This window comes from Streptomyces sp. NPDC054956 (assembly GCF_053609185.1).
In genome coordinates this window covers 1-17528 of the sequence record NZ_JBSGXB010000152.1, presented here as the reverse complement: position 1 = coordinate 17528, position 17528 = coordinate 1, and the positions used below count along the sequence as shown (strand labels likewise).

Genomic DNA, 17528 nt, shown 5'->3' with positions numbered 1-17528 from the left:
GTGCCGGACGGGTCCAGTGGTGCCGGACCGGCCCAGTGGTGCCGGACGGGTCCCGGTCGTGCCGGGTGGGCTCAGGCGGCGTCGGTGACGGCGGTGGCGGACCGGGCCGCGTACCCGCTCCCGCCGTCCGCCGCTTCCGCCTTCGGCACGGACAGGTCCCGGCCGCGGGTCTCACGGGCGAAGGCGACGGTGATGGTGGTGACTATGGCGGCCGCGGAGAGGTAGACGGAGACCGGCACCGAGGAGCCGTAGTCCTTCAGCAGCTCGACGGCGATGATCGGGGCCAGGGCGCCCGCGATGATCGAGGCGAGCTGGGAGCCCATCGAGGCGCCCGAGTAGCGGACCTTGGTGTCGAACATCTCGGAGACGAAGGCGGCCTGCGGCCCGTACATGGCCCCGTGCAGGAGCAGACCGGCGGTGACGGCCGCCGTGATGACGGCGAAGGACTTGGAGTCCACCAGCGCGAAGAACCCGAAGGCCCACAGGGCCATGCCGACCGAACCGATCAGCGTCACCGGCCGGCGCCCGATCCGGTCCGACAGCGCGCCCCAGGCGGGGATGGTGACGAAGTGGACGGCCGAGCCGATCAGGAGCGCGTTGAGCGCGGTGGTCTTCGGGAGCCCGAGGTGGGTGGTGACGTAGACGAGGAGGAAGGAGGTGAGGACGTAGTACGAGATGTTCTCCCCGAACCGGGTGCCGATGGCGGTCAGGACCTGCCGCCAGTCCTTGCGGAACACCTGGACGACGGGCGCCTTCTCCACCTCGGCGTTGCCCGCCGCCTCGGCCCGCGCGGCCAGGAAGACGGGCGACTCGGAGACCGACAGGCGGATCCACAGCCCGACCACCACGAGCAGACCGGAGAGCAGGAAGGGGATCCGCCAGCCCCAGGCGAGGAACGTGGCGTCCGACTGCACGGCGGCGAGCAGCGCGAGCACCCCGGTGGCCAGCAGGTTCCCGCCGGGCGCCCCCGACTGCGGCCACGAAGCCCAGAACCCGCGGTGCTCGGGCCCGCCGTGCTCGGAGACGATCAGCACGGCCCCGCCCCACTCACCGCCCAGCGCGAACCCCTGCACCAGACGCAGCACGGTCAGCATGATCGGAGCGCCGACGCCGATGCTCGCGTGGGTGGGCAGCAGCCCCATCGCGAAGGTGGCCCCGCCCATCATGACCAGGCTGAGCACGAGCAGCTTCTTGCGGCCGACCTTGTCCCCGAAGTGCCCGAACACCACCCCGCCCAGCGGCCGGGCCAGGAACCCGATGGCATAGGTGAGGAAGGCGATCAGAGTGCCGGTGAGCGGATCGGCGGTGGGGAAGAACAGCTTGTTGAACACCAGGGCCGCGGCGGTCCCGTAGAGGAAGAAGTCGTACCACTCGATGGTGGTCCCGATGAGGCTGGCGGCGACGATCCGTCTGATGCCGGAGGAGGCCTTCGGGGCGGTTGAGGGGGAGACCATGTGCACCACTTCCAGGGTGTCTGCGGGGACGTCGGGTGTGGCCACAACGTAGAAGTCCGCAGGTCACGGGCATATGTGGCCGGTCATCACAATCAACCCCGCATGAGTGTGTCAGACCACCACACGGGCCGAGCCTGTCCCCTCACCCCCTCTTTCCGAGGGTGCGTGAGCCCTGCCCGAATTGTAGAGTTGCCCCTGTTTTGGGGAGGCGGTGCTGGCTCCCGTGCTGGTTCGGTGCTGGTTGCGCTGCGTTGAGTGCGTCCCGTTTGGGTTCGAGACGGCGCAAACCGGATGCGGCAGAGAACCGGGATCGCCTCGCCTGGCAGCTCTGCTTCGCGCTCGGCGTCAACCGGCACGTCCCGGTGTACGGCTCGAGTGTGACGGCCATCCCGGGTGTCTGGGCAAGCCGCTCTTGCCTGCCGCTGCGTACCGGGACCTCCCGGCTCTCGCTGGACCGGGATTCGCGTACGTGTTCCTGTTGACGTCGGGCGAGGACCACGTCGACGAATCAGCCGCACACCACGCACTACCTCTGTCAGGGGCACAGCGATGCTCGGGCCAGAGCCCACCGCAGGTGGACGGATCCGGCCGGTGCGTTCCGATGGCGGTCCGCGAGACCGACTCGGCCTTTACGCCGTGACTTGGTGCGTCAAAGGTGTGCTGGGGGCGTCGGTGCCCAGGCGTGTGGCCATCTCCATGGCCTGACGGGTGAAGTGCGGTGCCGTTGTGGGTGAGCCTGCGTCCAGGACGGTGCGGTTCTGATCTACGAACTCGTCGGCGATGCGCGCAAGTACGGGGGTTCCCAGACGCTCGGTGGCTTTGTCTGCCTGCTTGGTGAACTCGTGGGGGTCGCAGGGCGAGCGCTGTGACACGAGCAGGAGGCCCGTCACGGGGATATGTGCCAGGGGTGCAGCCCTCAAAGTGCGTTCCCGCCATGCAACGGCTGCTTCTGACGGGGTGAGGGGGATGAGGAGTGTCGCGGACGTGCCGTTTCGCTTGTGCGTGATCGGGACGGTCTTGGGGTAGCCGCCGTCGTTCACGATGAGTGCGTAGTCATCGGCGATGCCCTCCAGGAACGGGGGCACATGCGCTGGTTGATGGCGCCGGCGAGGACGATCCAGTGGAAGAGTCGGCGGGCGCGCGGGACAGACGCCGGTCCCGGCACCCAGGAAGGGTACCGGGACCGGCGTCTTCGTGCGGGGGAAGCGATCAGGCGGGGCGGCCGCCGAAGGGGGCGCCGGTGCCGTAGTACGTGCCCAGCTCCTCCCGGTAACCGGCGTCGCCGAGGTGCTTGTCCCGGTGGAACTCGGGGGCGCTCTTGATCTGTTCCTTGGTGCGGTCGACGAAGACCTTGTTGTCCTCGGGGTCGATCCGGACCACGGTGCTCGCCGGCAGCAGGACCTCCTTGCCGAAGATCCAGACGCCGGTGTCGACTACCAGGTAGGAGTCACCGACCTCGTCGGAGTGCTTGTCGACCTTGCCGATGCTGCCGTCGGTCGCCTCGACCTTGTAGCCGGTCAGATCGGTGCCGGCCAGGTGGCCCGAGGTCGGCTGGTAACTCCACACATGCTCAGTCACGCGAAAACAACTCCTCCGGTCAACGGGGGACGGGGGAAAGTGAATTCTCCGCCGATCCTCCTTGTTCCGTACGTCGTGCTCGGCGGTCGTGCTGCGTTCCGCCTGGTCTTCGCCTGCCCTGCCTTTTCGACTTCACGCACCCGGATCCGCATTCGGGACCGGGACGGCCGTCGATCAATGGAAGTGAGCAGGTCCCCTGCTGCGCCACGGGTCTGACGCATAAGGGCAAGCGCTACCGGACGGGCGGCGGTCTCTTCGCAGCGGTGGGCGTCCTGGGCCTCTTCGCCGTCCAGGCTCTGCTGGCCGCGTGCATTGGCCGGCGCCCGATTCCCGAACAGACCCCGGATACACCGGGCACTCCTACCGAGACGCCCACCCCCGCGGACTCGCCTGCAAGCCCGTCGGACTGGCCCCGCGAGCGGCGAGCGGAATGCTCGCAGGCGCGGTGTTCAAGCAGGCGTGGAACATCGTCGAAGGTAGGGGCGACGCCCCGGATGCCACGGACGAAGACCGTACGCGGAAGCAGATCCTGCTCGCCGCGGCGATCCAGTGAGCGATCTTCGCTGTGGTCAAGGCTTCGGTCGACCGGTCGGGTGCCGTGGCCGTACGCCGCCTGACGGGCACGTGGCCGGGCTGAGTCACCGGCGGTGCAGACCCGCTGCTGTGCTCCGGCCCACGCCACCCTGACAGCCGGGCACCCCCGCTGACCGTATGGCCGCGAGGTGATGGACCTGGTATCGGCCCGCCTGAGCCTGGGCGGGCCGATCGTCCGGCGGGCGCTGAGGGCGCCGGAACTCACCGTTCATGAGGGTCGGAGAAGGCGCATGCATCACTCGATCTGGCCCTGGGTGATGACCTGTATCTCGTTGGTCTCCTCGTTACGCACCCGGTATACGGCATGGGGGCCCTCGTCGCGGACTTCTTCTATCCGCCCCTTCTGCAGGTCCGGCCGCCCATCGTGATAGCTGACGCGGTCGTTCTCTGTGTGCAACATATGGCCTCCGGTGAAGCATCGGGACTCGGATCGCATCCGGGTCACGGACGGGGATATTCCTGGTTCTTCTGCTCGTCGGGATGCTCTTGCGGAGTCTGCCAAGAGTCCGCGCGGCGCTGCGCGGCGGGAGGCTGCTCGACCGGCGGTGACTCCCGGCGTCTGCGTCGGCTCCCGTACCAGAACGCGCCGATCAGAAGGACGACCAGGACCACTCCGGCAAACATGACGAAGAACGAGGCCTGGCCTTCGGCCGCGAGCGTTTCGATAGCGGTCATGCGCGGCGCCTACCCGCGATTTGCCGCCATAGCAAGCGTCAAGCGGGTTTATATCTGATGGAGTGCATGTGCGGCGTATTTCAGCGGACGGCAAGGCAGTTGCGAATCTGTTCAGCGCAGTTCGAGAAGGCCGGTGAAAACGCTCAAGCAACTGGCTCAGGGTCCGGCATCGGCTCTGCTTCGCGTCCGGGGGAGCAGCCTCGCATCCATAGGGGCGGTATCACCCCTGCGGTGCCAGGACGGTGAGCAGGGCGCCCTCCGCGTCAGCCAGGCGGTGGGTTCTTGGTCTGATCCTCCGAAGATCGATGGCGCTTCGGATGGGGTGCCCGGGACAGGGCGGGCGCCATACCTCATCGTCGTCCTCTCGAACCACCCGTACGTCCCCGCCCCGGAAAGCCGACTGCCCTCGCGCGGCCCGGAACGGGACTGGGACGCCGGACTCGACGGGCGGGCGGTCATCGACGGATCTGCGCGGACGCTCCGACCCTGCTGCGGCCCGGCGGAATCCTGCTCATCGTGCACTCGGGGTTGTGCGGTGCCGAGGAGCCCCTCGATCGGCTGGCGGGGGCGGGGCTGGACCCGGAGGTCACGGCGACCGCGTCCGTACCCTGGGGCCCCGTTCAGAGGTCGCGGCGGTCCTGGCTGGAACAGCAGGGCCTTGCGGCGGTAGCCGAGGAATGGGAAGAGCTGGTGGTCATCCGTGCCCAGCGACCTTGATCCCAGGCCGTCTCGCTCTGGATTCACTGGCGCCAACGGCGGAGGTGGGGTTGCGGCGTCTTGGCGAGGGTGGGCATGCCCTGCCGATGCCCTGGCGGCACCGGGAGCTGCGAACCCAACCCTCCGGTGCCTACGTCCTGGCCGGCTGCTGGACGCTTGCTCCGAATGTCCCGCCGCGCGGATCTCAAACCCCGGCTCGGCAGCCGCTAGGAGAAGGTCTGGCGGGCTCGGACGACCTCGGGGTCGGATGAAGTCGAAGCGGCCCTCGGCATCCGTGTCCTGGACGGTCGCTGATTGCCGGGGGAGAGCCGGTTTGGAGGTGCGTTGGAAGGGAAGCCGCTCTGTGTGCTTCGGACCGGAGGCGCGCCCGTGGGAGCAATTCTCGTTGCTCCCCAGCGTGCTGCGGTCTGTCGGCTCCCACGGCAAGTGATGACCACCGAGCCAGGGAGACGCGTGCCCATGACGCACCTAGGTTTGCACAGCACCCGGCGCAAGCCCCCGTACGATGACGGCCCGGACACCTCGGCCCAGTTCCAGCGCATCGCATCCCTTCCGGACGGACCCGACAGGTCCGCGCTGCGGCAGGAGGCGGTGTGTGCCTGGATGCCGATGGCCGCACGGCTCGCCCGGAGGTTCAACAAAGGCGGGGAGCCCTTCGAAGACCTTCGGCAGGTCGCCCAAGTGGGCCTGGTCAAGGCGGTTTCCCGCTTCGACCCGGATCTGGGCACCGCCTTCGAGGCCTTTGCCATCCCCACGATCGTCGGCGAGCTCAAGCGCCACTTCCGCGACAACATGTGGGCGGTGCACGTGCCGCGACGTGTCCAGGAACTGCGCATCCTGGTCCGTGCGGCCGACAGGGAACTGTGCCCTTCGACCGACGGCGGCGGCTCCGCAGTATCCGCGATCGCCGCAGTGACCGGCCTGACCGAGCAGGAGGTCCGGACGGGCCAGGGGGCTCAGCACAGCTGGTCCACCCTGTCCATGGAAGCCGCGCACGGTCACGACGACGCGTACTCACTGGCGGAAACCCACGGCTGCGCGGATCCCGCCTTCGACCGGATCGTCGACCGGGAGGCGCTCCGGCCCCTGCTGCGGGCGCTGCCCGAGCGTGACCGGCGGATCCTCTACCTGAGGTTCTTCCGCGACGGCGGGTGCCGACGGGGAGCCCCTGGCCGGCCGCGGCCGCCGGCGTCCTCCCGAGGGGCAGGACCAGCGCCCGGTGCGGCGCTGCGCCGGGCGGCCTGTGGACCTCGCCGACCTCGCGCCATCCCCAGGACCGGAAGGCCGCCATGCTCCTGACGTCGGACTCGGGCACCAGGGTGGCGCCGAGCGACGCGCGATGGTCGTCCAGCAGCCGCTCCTGCAGCCGTCGGCCGAGGATGAGGGCCTGTTCGTGCGGGGCCACCACGACGTCGGTGACGGCGAATACGTGTCCGGAGGCGGTGAGTTGCTCGATGTCCCGGGGAAGGGGCCCGAGGAACCCTCTCCACCAGGAGCCGTCGCGCCGCAGGGGGAAGCCGAAGACGCATCCCAGCAAGGTGGCCCGCTCGGCGACCAGCATGGCGAATCCGGGCTGCCGGACATCGCCCGTGAGGCGGCGCAGGAAGGCTTCCCGGCTGCTGTGGGCCGTACCCGCCAACGGGTGGGAGGACTCCACGTACAGGTCCGCCACGTCCTCTTTCATTCCCTCGGCCTGCCATCGGTTGAGCCGCCGCAGGCGGATCGAGGTCATGTCGGCGGGTCCGTACGGAGCCCCGCGGCCCCTCTGAGAACGCCCCAGCGGCGACGTGTCCGTCACAGCACACCGCCCAGGACGGCGGGGAGGGCGGGAGCGGGACGGTCGCCGAGCAGGAAACCGGAACGGGTGATGTCGATGATCTTGACCAGTGCGGACGGCGGGTGGTGCAGCCTCATGGTTCCTCCGACCGCCGTGATGCGCCACCACGAAGAGAGGAGGACGCCCAGGCCACTGCAGTCGCAGAAGGTGACGGCGGACAGGTCGACGTCGATGGTACGGACGCCGTCGTCCAGGCATCGCGCCATGGACGCGCGCAGCGAATGGACGGTGGAGATGTCGAGCTCACCGGCCGGAGCGATCAGAACCCGGCTGTTCTCGTCGTACCTGGGGGCGTTCGGATCGGGGACACGCATGATGGGGCGCCTCGGTTCGGGACCAGCCGGGAGTACCGGTCGGCGCCGGACTCCCCGGCTCCTCAGGTCACTTCCCGGTGCGGATGTGCGCGCGGCGGGCAGGGCCGGTCCGGCAGCCTGCGTTCCAGGATGGGGACGAACCACGCCCTCGGATGCGTCGGGGCCGGTGGATCGTGGGTCCGGGCCGCGACGCGGAGATCTGTTGCGGGCAACGCGCCGTCAGGGTCTGGAACGGGGACGTTCTGTTCGCAGCATAGCCCGGTACCGGTGCCGGCGGAGGGGCGCAAGCAGGCCTCTTCTGGCCGGTAGCCGACCGGCGCGCGGGCTTGACCGACGTGCGCCCCCGCTGCGAGCGGGCGCGGAAGCGATCCGAATCCGGGTTCGGGGGCGTTGAGGACGTGGACGTGGGGATGAAGCTGGGCCTTGACCCCGCTCGGCAGGTCGAACGTGGACCAGCCCGGCACGTCGAAGACCTTCCTGCCGGACTCCGCCTGCACCGGCACGGCGCTGAGCCCGCTGGTCAGCAGGACCGCCGCAACGGCTGCCCCACGACCTTCCACTGCAACTTCGCCATGATGCCCATTCCGTGTGTGCCGCGAAGGGCCCTCATGAGCACCAAGGCCTCGCTACGAACGGCCGGAACTCGGGAGGCCGAGCCACCGCAGCTGCCCTGCATGCGGTCGGGCACCTTCAACGGCGAGCGGGACACGGTTCCGTCGTCCGCAGACGGCCACGCAACGTGGACGGGCCCTGACGGCGGCGCGCGCGGTCGGGACTCCTCGTCGAGGCGTAGCCGTCCGGGGCCCATCGCCCCGCGCTGGGGTGGCGCCGACTCAGGAGCTCTCAGGTGCTTGGTGTACAGAGCGTGACGGAAACGGCGTTGGAGATGTGATGGGTGGATACGCGGTTGTGGTGTCGGGAGGGATGACGCGAGAACCACTTCGGATCCCGTGCTGGTTCGTTGCTGGTTCAGACGTCTTACGTGGGGGGAAGTCGCAGGTGGTAGCTCTGATCGGATGAGTTGTCGTACCACTCGATGGTGGTCCCGATGAGGCTGGCGGCGACGATCCGTCTGATGCCGGAGGAGGCCTTCGGGGCGGTTGAGGGGGAGACCATGTGCACCACTTCCAGGGTGTCTGCGGGGACGTCGGGTGTGGCCACACGTCCTTCACCCAGCCGGCCACCGCTCGTGGTGCGGGCAGGTGGTGGCGGGGTCCTTCCGATGCGAGGGACCGTCCGGAAGTCTGTGTGTGCCCCGGTGTGACCCGTGAGGCATGAGACGTGGTCTCTGCCGCGGGCCGGCTCTTCCAGCGGTCCCGTCAGGGGCCTGAGGAGTCGGTCGCGCGGGCGATGCCGTCGAGGCGGCCGTCGATCCATGTCCGTCGCGCCGCGTCGCGAGCGGACGGGGGTGTGCCGGGGTGTCGGTTGCGAGTGCGGGCGTTCTCCACGACCGCCCAGCCCGTGCCGCCCTCGAAGGTCCTGAACTCGACCAGGTGGTGGTCGAGGTGTCCAGTGATCATCACTGCCATGAGGGACAGGTACTCTCCCCGGAGGTCGGGGGTGAGCTCGTCCTCCTGCGGCCCTCCCAGGAGGACCTGCTGTTCCTCGGCCAGCAGCGCGCAGGCGCTCTGGACGGCTCGGACGAGTGCCTCGAACTGCTCCCCGCCCAACCGTGTCCGTAAGAACTCCAGATGCGAGCCGAGGACGTCGGCCTCCTGGTCGCCTCCCGACCCGCAGAGGTCCGCCTGCGCTCCAGGCCTTCCAGGGTCCGGCGGATGATTCTCGGTCATGCTTCCGCCCTTCCCTCAACGTCCCCTGCCCTGCGCAGTGTAGGCAGGGGGACACGCTCCGATGGAGCTCTTCGGCCACCTGGTCGGCCCCGGCTGCCTTCTCCGCGGCACCTCTGTCCCCAGGCGCCCCGAACGCAATTGACTATGCCACTTGCACATTCAAAAAGAATGAGATTTCGGCAATTCCAGGATGGAATACCCGTGTTCACTCACCCAACGTTGACAGCGTGCCGCGTTTTGAGGGTAAATGAGTCCACAGGTGGCCTGATGTAGTCGTAGGTAGGCTGGATCAGGCCACTCCGTGACCGGTTCATTCCGCCCGTCACTCGGTGTGGCCGTGGCGATGTCGCAGTAGAGGTGTGGTTGGGGTCGCGGGTGGACAGCGTGGTCGTGTAGTGAGCGGGTATTGACGAATCCGATTCTTGCGTGGGGGATCAATGGCCCAGCTCAGTCCCTTTTCCGTCCCCGATTTCCACCTTCCGTTCGGAAACTCCAAGCATCCAGGGGCCGCCCGGGCGAACGCCGAGGCGACTGCGTGGGTGTTGCAACGCCAGCTCGTGACTGCCGCGGCAGAGCAGTTCTCGGGCATCGGCGTGGGCCACCTGGCCGGCCGGGTGAGCGGTGACGTCCCCTACGAGCGGGTCCTCCTGCTCGCCGAGTGGATGGCCTGGTCGTTCGTCCTGGACGACCAGCACGACCACCTCATCAGAACGGGAGAGGTCGCGGCCTGGCGGCCCATCACCGATGCGATCACCGGCTATCTGCGAACGGGGCGGATCGAGAGCTCGGCAGCGGGCCGAAATCCGCTGGTGACGGGATTCGTCGACCTGTGCGACCGGATCCTGGCCGGCATGTCCGAGGGGACCGCGGCCCGGTACCGCACCCATGTCCCCCTCATGCTCGACTCCTTGGACCAGGAGGCGGGCAACCGCGCCGCCGCGAGCAGCCCCGGGGTCCAGGAGTACGTGCTCATGCGCCGCCACAGCTCCCAGATCCTTCCGATGATGGACATGGTGGAGGCCGGGCTCGGGATCGACCTCCCGCAGAACGTCCACGACCTCCCCGAGTTCCAGGCCCTCGTCGCGAGCGTGCTCGACGTCATCTCATGGGGCAACGACGTGTTCTCCCTGCCGAAGGAGCACGCCTGTGGGGACACCAACAACCTCGTCTCCCTCATCTCCTTCTGGGAGAAGTGCTCCCTCCCCGACGCCGTCCAGGCGGTCGAGGGGCGCATCCAGGAGCGCATAGAGCAGTACCTGACCGAAGAAGAACGTCTGATTCAGGCCGTCGAAGCGCTCCCCGGGACGGAGCCGTCGCTGGTCGAAGCGGTCACCCGCTGCGTGCGCAGCTACGAGGACTGGATGATCGGCGCCGATCTGTGGCAGCGTTACGAGTGCACGCGGTACAGCGACGAACGGTTCGCGGCCGGACAGGAGTCTGCGTACACCCGCCCGGATCTTGTCTCCGCGGCGTGACGGAAAGCCGGCTCATGTCATCCGAAGCGCATTCCGGTCCCAAGGGCCGTGCTCCCGTCGCCCCAGGGCGGTTACCGCTCCTGGGCCACGCGCTGCAACTGTGGCGCCGGCCGATCGCGTTCCTGGAGTCGCTCCGGGAACACGGAGACATCGTGCGGCTCGACATCGGCACCTGGCCCGTCCACGTGCTGACGAGCCCGGAGCACGTCCACTCCGTACTGGTCCAGCAAGCTCAGCAGTTCGGCCGGGGAAGGATCTTCGACAGGCTCCGCCCGGTGTTCGGCAACGGGATCGTGACCACCGACGGCGACTTCCATCGCAAGCAGCGCCGGATGATGCAACCCGCCTTCCACCGCAACCACATCGCCGAGTACGCCGAGGTGATGTGCCGGCAGGCGGAGGCGATGTCCGCGTCGTGGGCGGCCGGCCGTCAGATCTCCATGGTCACGGAGGCGCGCGGGTACGCAATGTCCTCGGTCGCCGAGATGATCTTCTCGGGGGACCTGAGCAGGCCCGCCGTCGACGAGGTCCACCGCTCGCTGCCCATCGTCCTGGAGGGCATGCTCGTGCGGGCGGTCATGCCCAAGTCGCTGGATCGGCTGCCCATTCCCTACAACCGGCGGTTCGACGGCGCGGCCGCCCGGCTGCGCCGGGTCATCGACGAGGTGATCGAGCAGTACCGCGCCCGAGCCGAGGCCGAGGAGCCGGCCGAGCGGGACGACCGCCACGACCTGCTCTCCTTGCTACTGGCGGGAGTGGACGCCGAGACGGGCTCGAAGATGGATGCCGAGCAGGTGCGGGACGAGGTCATCGCCATCATGCTCGCCGGCACCGAGACCTCGGCGACCACCCTGTCCTGGATCTTCCACGAGATCGGCCGGCACCCGGAGGTGGAGGCGCGCGTCCATGCCGAAGTCGACTCGGTGGTGGGGGACCGGCCGGTGCGTCCCGAAGACATACCCGCGCTCACCTACACGCACGACGTCTTCCAGGAAGCCCTGCGCCTGCATTCCCCCCTGCTCTTCACCCGCAGAGCCCTGACCCCCCTCACCCTCGGCGGAATCTCGATCCCGGCCGGCGCGGAACTGGCCTACAGTCCGTACGCGTTGCACCGGGACCCCGCGCTTTTCCCCGACCCCGGTGCCTTCGACCCGGACCGCTGGCAGAAGGGGGCGAAGGAGCGGTCCCGTACTCACAGCTACGTCCCGTTCGGGGCCGGCCAGCACAAGTGCATCGGCGATTCCTTCGCCGTGGCGGAGATCCTGACCGCGGTGGCCACCGTCGCCTCGCGATGGCACCTGAAGCCCGCCCCGGGTGTCACGGTGCGCGAGCTTCCCGCAGGCATCCCGCAGCCCAGCGAACTGCCGATGATTCCCGTGGCGCGGAAAGTACAGCACTCCTCTCGTGCGAGTGATGAGATACCGCAATAGTGTGCTGAAACAACATCAATTCTGCTTCCGGCCCGTACACTCGGCGGGACGTGCTGGAGGGGGCAAAGGATGTCGCAGGTCACGGAACCGAGTAACTGGAACACCCAGCCCCTGCTGGAGCGGGAGACGGAAGTCATCGCGATCCAACGCGCGGTGGACGTGCTCTGCGGCATCTCGGTCAAGGGCTCGGGCAATCGCAGCGGAGGGGTCCTGACCTTTGCCGGATCGGCCGGCATAGGCAAGACCACCCTGCTGAACGAGGCCCGTCGGCACGCCGCCCACCGCTCCTGCACCGTGCTCTTCGCGCGCGGAGGCGAGCAGGAGCGGCAGGTTCCGTTCCACGTGATGCGCCAACTCATCCAGCCCGCCCTCGCGGCCATGAGCGAGGACGAACGGCGCGACGCACTCGGCAACTGGTACGGCATCATCGCCCCCGCGCTCGGGCTGACCGCCGCCCCGAAAGGTCCCACAGGGCCCGACCCGCAGGGGGTGCGCGACGGACTCGACTGGGTGGTCACGCATCTGGCGGTACGCAAAGCCCCCGTCGTGCTGATCGTCGACGACGTGCACTGGGCGGACGCGGAGTCCCTGAGCTGGCTCACCTCCTTCGCGGCGCGCGCCGAGGAACTGGCCATGCTGATCATGGTGGCCTGCCGGCCCGACGAGATCCCCGCCGACGCGGGCGCGCTGCGCGCGCTCATGGGGCGTCAGGGGACGCGCCCGCACGAGCTGGCTCCCCTGACCACGAGCGCCGTCGCGCGCATCGTGCGCGACGCCCTCGGTGAGAACGCGGACAACGTGTTCTGCCGCGAATGCTGGGCGATCACCGGCGGAAACCCCTTCGAAGTGGTCGAGCTGGTCATGAAGGGCCGAGACCGGGGGTTGAAGCCGTACCAGGGCAACATCCCCCAACTGCGCGACCTGGCTTCCGCGGTCAAGGGCAGCGGTCTGATCGACCGGCTCGACCAGCTCGGCCCGTCCACCGTCCGGCTCGCATGGGCAGCCGCCGTGCTCGGCACCGCGGTCCCCCTCGGCATCGTCGGTGGCGTGGCCGCGCTCGGTGAGGCTCAGGCCGCCGAGGCCATTGACCGGCTGCGGGCCGCACGCATCCTGACCGTCCTCACGGGCGTACGGCGCAAGGAGGTCGTGGAGTTCTTCCACCCGCTCATCGCCACTGCCGTGTACCGCTCGATTCCGCCCGGTGTGCGCGTAGCCATGCACGGGATGGCCGCCCAAGCCGTGATCGACGACGGGCAGGGTTCTGCGGCCGCCGCCCGCCACCTGCTGGAGATGCACCCCGAGGGCGACCCGTGGGTCGTACAGCAGCTCCGCCAGGCCGCGCGCGAGAGCTTCTCCGCGGGCGCTCCCGATGCCGCGCGCCGCTACCTGGCACGCGCCCTGCGCGAGCCCCCGGAGGTGGAGGACCGCGCCGAGGTCCTGTTCGAGCTCGGATCCGCCAACCTCCTGCACGATCCCGCGACGACGATCAACCAGCTCAGGGCCGCGCTGGAGGAGCCCAAGACCGACCAGGCCCTGCGCGAGGCGATCACGTACCGGCTCGCCCAGGCCCTCGGCCACACAGGACAGCTGGGTCTGGCGGCAGGGCTCCTCGCGGAGGAGGCCCGCCGTGCCACGAGCTCCCGTACACGGCTGCGCATGCAGGCCGAGCAATTCAAATGGAACGCCGTCCGGTTCGACGAGGAGAACTCGCCCGCCCGCTCCCGGCTCCTCGCCCAGTTCGCCAAGCGGCTCACCGGTCGGGGTCTGCCCGAACGGCACATCCTCGGTCTGCGGGCCTGGGACGCCGCGATGCGCGGTGAGCCCGCTTCCACCGCCTTGGAGTACGCGGAACAGGCGCTTGAAGGGGGTATGAGCTGGACCGACCAGGACTTCGGCTTCGAGGTGCCCGCCGTCCTCGCGGTCACGCTCATGTACCGCGACCAGCCGGGCCGGGCCGAGGACCTCTTCAACACCGCGATCATCGAGTTCGAGGGGAAGGGCTGGCGGGGCGCGCACCTGTCGTTCGTCTACACCCTGCTCGGCTACGTCCGCTACCGGCGCGGGCAGTTGGCCGAGGCCGAGGACTTCGTACGCAACGGCCTGCAGATCGCCGACCGCGTCGGCACCGGGATCCCGGCGCAGTGGTACGCGATCGGTACCCTGATCGAGACCCTGCTCGCCCGGGGAAACACCGCCGAGGCCCAGCGCATCGCCAAGGCCTACAAGCTGGCGGACGGATTCCCCCAGGCCGTGGTCTATCCCGATCCGCAGGCCGTGTGGGGCAAACTGCTCCTGGCGCAGGGCAGGATCGAGGAGGCGGAGCACCACCTCACGGCAGCCGGCCGACGCCTGGATCTGCGTGGAACGCGCAATCCCTCGTGGAGCCCCTGGCAGCTGGACCTGGCGCTCGCGCAGGCAACGCACGCGCCCGAGCAGGCACAGGCCACGGCGGCCGAAGCGGTCTCACGGGCCCGCGCGTTCGGGACGTCCAGCGTGATCGGACACGCCCTGCGCGTCGCGGCCGCGGCCGCCACGGACCCGTCCCAGGCGGCGGGCCTGCTGCAGGAGGCGGTGGAGCACCTCGAACAGTCTCCGGCCGCCTGCGAACTCGCGCACGCGCTCATCGATCACGGCATGGCTCTCCACGCCATCGGCGACCCGCACCAGGCGGCACAACAGACCTATAGAGGTCTGGAGTTGGCTGCCGACTGCAGCGCCGACGAGCTCGTGAGCCGCGCCAGGACCCAGCTGGCCTCGGCAGGTCTGCGGCCTCGCCGCCTGCACACCTCCGAGCAGGACACCTTGACCGTCGCCGAGCTCACGGCGGCCCGCCACGCCTCGGCGGGGATGGACAACAGAGCGATCGCCGCGGCGATGCACATCAACGCCCAGGCGGTTTCCGAGCTGTTGTCCGCGGTCTTCACGAAACTGGGCACCGACAGGCTCGGACTGCACCGGGCGCTCGGAGCCTGACCGCACGGCCGGCCCGGAGGGGAGCCCCGGGCCGGCGTCGGTGTCCTCTGGGTCCAGACCACCACACGGTCCGAACGGATCCCTTCGGACCGCCTGTTCGCGGACTGCCGCTCACGGTCGTCCGCGCACTCCGGCGTCCCGCGCGGTGCCGCGTCCTCGAAGCGCTGTCCCAACGGTCGGCAGGCTCATCCGTCCCCCTAGCATTCCTCCCTTCGGTGGGGACCTTCGGCCTCGATGAGGTCCCTGAGGACCCTCTCCTGTCCGGCGATGCGGTGTCAGCGTGGAGCTGTCCCCAAATAGCGCTAGGCGAGGAGGAATTGTGGAGAACAGAAGCAGCGGTCCGGAGCTCGGATCGGTCATCGTCGGTGTCGACGGCTCCGAGCCCGCCCGGTGGGCGGCGCTCTGGGCCTCGGACGAGGCCGCTCGGCGCCGACGCCCCCTGCACATCGTGTACGGGTCCGATGTCGACGGCAGGGTCCTCGATCTTTCGGACGAGGACATGGAGCGGGTCCGCGCCGCAGGGCGCGAACTGCTGGACGGTACGGCGGAGGCCGTGCAGGCCAGGCATCCCGCGCTCTCCGTCACGACGGAGCTCAGTCGCAGCGGGCCGGCGATGAGCCTGCGCCGGGCCGCGAGCAGCCGCGGCACCCTCGTCGTCGGTAACCGGGGACCGGGCGGATTCAGCTCGTTGGCCCTGGGCTCGGTCGGCCTCGAGGTCGCGGCGGAAGCCCGTACGCCCGTGATCGTCGTCCGCGGTTGCGAGGACGAGGCCGTACACGGTGTCGTGCTGGCCGCCGTACGCGACGAGCGCGATCTCGATTGCGTCCGTCACGCCGCGCGCGCGGCCGAGCTGCGCAAGGCCTCGCTGAGGCTGCTGTACGTACAGGGCATCCTGCAGTCCGTCGGCTCCGTGGCCAGAGCGCTCGACGGCCTGGACAAGGATTCCGGGCGCCACGGGCAGCGCCTGACCGCAGTTGCCCAGCAGATCCGGGACGAGTACCCCGCGCTGACGGTCCAGGCCGACGCGGAGCGGAGCGTGTCCGTCGCCGGGGTGCTGGTGGAGGTGTCCCGTCACGCGGACCTGCTGGTCATCGGCGGGCGCCGTTCGCCCGGTTACATCGGGCGCACGCTGGGGCACGTGACGCACAGCCTCCTGCACCATGCGCACTGCCCCGTCGAACTGATCCCCCGGCACGGCGACGAGTACAGGAGCGCGGCGTCATGACCACCACGGAGATGACCACCACGGAGATGACCACCACGGAGCTGACCACCACCGAGATGACCACCACCGAGATGACCACCACCGAGATGACCACCACCGAAGTCGGCGAGATCCTCGTTCGCATCGATCCGGCGGAGAACTGGTACGCGTCCCTGTCCCGGGCCGCCGTCGAGGCCGAACAGTGCGGGCTGGGGCTTCGCCTCGTCTTCACCGCGGCCCCGCAGGAGGATCCGTCCCGCGCCGACGAGAGCCGTGGCGCCGCCACCGGCCGACCGCAGTAGTGCGCTGCACATGCCGAGCCCGGCCGGTGGTGGTCACCCGGCCGGGCTCGGCATGTACGAAGGTGGGCCCAGGATCGTGGACGGCCCATGCGCACGCGGCGGCTTCGCCTCAACGGTGCGGTACGACCGCGACCGGGGCTGTGGCGTGGTGGAGGACGGCGTGCACGACCGGTCCGAGGTGGGTACCCATGGCCGAGCGGCGGATGCGCCGGCCGACGACGACCAGCGAGGAATCCGCCGAGGCTTCGATGAGCTGGTGGGCGGGCCGTCCCACCGAACACGACTCCTCGACACGGACATCCGGGTACTTGCCGCGCCAAGGGCGCAGCGCGTCGCCGAGCGCCATTGCCGCGGAGGCCGCCATACCGTCCCGGACCTCGGGTGCGAGCAGCGCCGGGTCGAATGCGAAAGCGGGCGGCATGCTCCAGCCGTGGATCACGCGCAGGGGGGCCCGACGCACGGCGGCCGCGTCGAAGGCGTGCTCGAGGAGTTCGTCGCACGGGTGGGAGAGGTCCAGCCCGAGCACGACCGGCCGGTCGGCACCTTCCGGTGATCCGCCGCCGTCGGACGCCGGCAGGCGGTCGGCGTCCGTCCAGGCGCCCGGCCGCACGACCACGACCGGGCGCTCGGCGTGGGCGAGCACGGCCTGGGAGACGGACCCTACGAGGAATCCGGTCAACACCCCGAGCCCGCGCGAGCCGAGTACGAGTACCTCGGCCCCCTGCGCGGCGGCGACCAGGACGGTCAGCGGCCGCCCGTCCACCTGCTCCGTGGTGATGTCCAGACCGGGGTGGCGCTCGGCCAACTGCTGTGCGACCTCCCGGGGGATGCGCTCGCCCCAGTACTGGGGCGAGGGAGTGGCCTCCGTCCGCGCCGCGTATCCGTAGGACGGGATCCACTCCTCCACGGCGTGCAACAGCTTGAGGGGCAGCCGGCGCAACCGGGCCTCCCGGGCGGCCCACTCGGCGGCGGCAAGCGATGCGGGGGATCCGTCGAGGCCCGCAATGACCGTACGTGACATGGTGTTTCCTCCAGAGCCGTGAGGGCGAGGACCGCCGTCGGCGGTGCAGGTCCCACCCTTCCGCCGCGGGCCGTGGGGGAGCGATGGCCCGAGGGGCCCGGAGGCCGGGCCGAACGTCCCCCCTCAGCGGCGACGCCAGCGGCGGGGGCGACGACCTCTTGATC

Annotated in this window: 15 protein-coding genes and 1 pseudogene; 7 read left to right on the top strand and 9 right to left on the bottom strand. The window is 69.6% G+C overall.

Annotation, left to right across the window (positions count from 1 at the left end):
• Positions 1-71: 71 nt before the first annotated feature.
• From ACWGDE_RS22800 to ACWGDE_RS22790, 3 genes are all read right to left on the bottom strand, one after another.
• Positions 72-1454: an MFS transporter gene (locus tag ACWGDE_RS22800; protein ID WP_453390843.1), complete on the bottom strand. Its 1383-nt coding sequence runs from the start codon at positions 1452-1454 to the stop codon at positions 72-74.
• A gap of 629 nt (positions 1455-2083) precedes the next feature.
• Positions 2084-2539, bottom strand: coding sequence for a hypothetical protein (locus ACWGDE_RS22795; RefSeq protein WP_453390842.1), 456 nt, complete (start codon positions 2537-2539; stop codon positions 2084-2086).
• Between the two features lie 124 nt (positions 2540-2663).
• Positions 2664-3032 carry a PRC-barrel domain-containing protein gene (locus ACWGDE_RS22790; protein ID WP_453390841.1) on the bottom strand — a complete coding sequence of 123 codons (369 nt, stop codon included), beginning with the start codon at positions 3030-3032 and terminating at the stop codon, positions 2664-2666.
• A gap of 406 nt (positions 3033-3438) precedes the next feature.
• Between ACWGDE_RS22790 and ACWGDE_RS22785 the strand changes: the two are divergent.
• Positions 3439-3669: pseudogene (locus ACWGDE_RS22785) on the top strand (DUF4235 domain-containing protein).
• A gap of 192 nt (positions 3670-3861) precedes the next feature.
• Here the strand turns inward: ACWGDE_RS22785 and ACWGDE_RS22780 are convergent.
• A complete protein-coding gene (locus tag ACWGDE_RS22780; protein WP_453390840.1) occupies positions 3862-4026 on the bottom strand; it encodes a hypothetical protein in 165 nt (54 codons plus the stop codon).
• Positions 4027-4067: 41 nt separating this feature from the next.
• Positions 4068-4301 (bottom strand): DUF6479 family protein, encoded by a 234-nt coding sequence (locus tag ACWGDE_RS22775; RefSeq protein WP_453390839.1) that lies wholly within the window; start codon positions 4299-4301, stop codon positions 4068-4070.
• A gap of 1176 nt (positions 4302-5477) precedes the next feature.
• On the opposite strand from ACWGDE_RS22775, the gene ACWGDE_RS22770 reads away from it, so the two are divergent.
• The gene (locus ACWGDE_RS22770; protein WP_453390838.1) at positions 5478-6317 is read left to right on the top strand and encodes a sigma-70 family RNA polymerase sigma factor; all 840 of its coding nucleotides are present in this window, start codon (positions 5478-5480) and stop codon (positions 6315-6317) included.
• Positions 6318-6812: 495 nt separating this feature from the next.
• Here ACWGDE_RS22770 and ACWGDE_RS22765 read toward each other — a convergent pair whose 3' ends face one another.
• The 3 genes from ACWGDE_RS22765 to ACWGDE_RS22755 all read right to left on the bottom strand — a co-directional run bounded on the left by ACWGDE_RS22765 (position 6813) and on the right by ACWGDE_RS22755 (position 8959).
• Positions 6813-7169 carry an STAS domain-containing protein gene (locus ACWGDE_RS22765; RefSeq protein ID WP_453390837.1) on the bottom strand — a complete coding sequence of 119 codons (357 nt, stop codon included), beginning with the start codon at positions 7167-7169 and terminating at the stop codon, positions 6813-6815.
• Between the two features lie 978 nt (positions 7170-8147).
• Positions 8148-8330 (bottom strand): hypothetical protein, encoded by a 183-nt coding sequence (locus ACWGDE_RS22760; RefSeq protein ID WP_453390844.1) that lies wholly within the window; start codon positions 8328-8330, stop codon positions 8148-8150.
• 158 nt (positions 8331-8488) lie between these two features.
• Positions 8489-8959 (bottom strand): hypothetical protein, encoded by a 471-nt coding sequence (locus ACWGDE_RS22755; RefSeq protein WP_453390836.1) that lies wholly within the window; start codon positions 8957-8959, stop codon positions 8489-8491.
• A gap of 557 nt (positions 8960-9516) precedes the next feature.
• Between ACWGDE_RS22755 and ACWGDE_RS22750 the strand changes: the two genes are divergently transcribed.
• The 5 genes from ACWGDE_RS22750 to ACWGDE_RS22730 all read left to right on the top strand — a co-directional run bounded on the left by ACWGDE_RS22750 (position 9517) and on the right by ACWGDE_RS22730 (position 16343).
• Positions 9517-10434, top strand: a complete 918-nt coding sequence (locus ACWGDE_RS22750; protein WP_453390835.1) for a terpene synthase family protein — start codon at positions 9517-9519, stop codon at positions 10432-10434.
• A gap of 14 nt (positions 10435-10448) precedes the next feature.
• Entirely contained in the window at positions 10449-11864 is a 1416-nt protein-coding gene (locus ACWGDE_RS22745) for a cytochrome P450 (protein WP_453390834.1), read from the top strand.
• A gap of 69 nt (positions 11865-11933) precedes the next feature.
• Entirely contained in the window at positions 11934-14837 is a 2904-nt protein-coding gene (locus ACWGDE_RS22740) for an ATP-binding protein (protein ID WP_453390833.1), read from the top strand.
• A 319-nt stretch (positions 14838-15156) separates the two neighbouring features.
• The gene (locus ACWGDE_RS22735; protein ID WP_453390832.1) at positions 15157-16062 is read left to right on the top strand and encodes a universal stress protein; all 906 of its coding nucleotides are present in this window, start codon (positions 15157-15159) and stop codon (positions 16060-16062) included.
• Positions 16059-16343, top strand: coding sequence for a hypothetical protein (locus tag ACWGDE_RS22730; protein WP_453390831.1), 285 nt, complete (start codon positions 16059-16061; stop codon positions 16341-16343). The genes ACWGDE_RS22735 and ACWGDE_RS22730 overlap by 4 nt, the downstream gene beginning before the upstream one ends.
• Before the next feature lie 109 nt (positions 16344-16452).
• On the opposite strand, the gene ACWGDE_RS22725 is transcribed toward ACWGDE_RS22730, so the two are convergent.
• Positions 16453-17364: a universal stress protein gene (locus ACWGDE_RS22725; protein WP_453390830.1), complete on the bottom strand. Its 912-nt coding sequence runs from the start codon at positions 17362-17364 to the stop codon at positions 16453-16455.
• Positions 17365-17528 lie beyond the last annotated feature (164 nt).

Excerpts from the sequence above, each read along its gene's own strand:
- ACWGDE_RS22730 (WP_453390831.1), top strand. The coding sequence starts at position 16,059 with ATGACCACCACGGAGATGACCACCACGGAGATGACCACCACGGAGCTG.
- ACWGDE_RS22755 (WP_453390836.1), bottom strand. The coding sequence starts at position 8,959 with ATGACCGAGAATCATCCGCCGGACCCTGGAAGGCCTGGAGCGCAGGCG.
- ACWGDE_RS22775 (WP_453390839.1), bottom strand. The coding sequence starts at position 4,301 with ATGACCGCTATCGAAACGCTCGCGGCCGAAGGCCAGGCCTCGTTCTTC.
- ACWGDE_RS22800 (WP_453390843.1), bottom strand. The coding sequence starts at position 1,454 with ATGGTCTCCCCCTCAACCGCCCCGAAGGCCTCCTCCGGCATCAGACGG.
- ACWGDE_RS22765 (WP_453390837.1), bottom strand. The coding sequence starts at position 7,169 with ATGCGTGTCCCCGATCCGAACGCCCCCAGGTACGACGAGAACAGCCGG.
- ACWGDE_RS22725 (WP_453390830.1), bottom strand. The coding sequence starts at position 17,364 with ATGTCACGTACGGTCATTGCGGGCCTCGACGGATCCCCCGCATCGCTT.
- ACWGDE_RS22770 (WP_453390838.1), top strand. The coding sequence starts at position 5,478 with ATGACGCACCTAGGTTTGCACAGCACCCGGCGCAAGCCCCCGTACGAT.
- ACWGDE_RS22780 (WP_453390840.1), bottom strand. The coding sequence starts at position 4,026 with ATGTTGCACACAGAGAACGACCGCGTCAGCTATCACGATGGGCGGCCG.
- ACWGDE_RS22745 (WP_453390834.1), top strand. The coding sequence starts at position 10,449 with ATGTCATCCGAAGCGCATTCCGGTCCCAAGGGCCGTGCTCCCGTCGCC.
- ACWGDE_RS22740 (WP_453390833.1), top strand. The coding sequence starts at position 11,934 with ATGTCGCAGGTCACGGAACCGAGTAACTGGAACACCCAGCCCCTGCTG.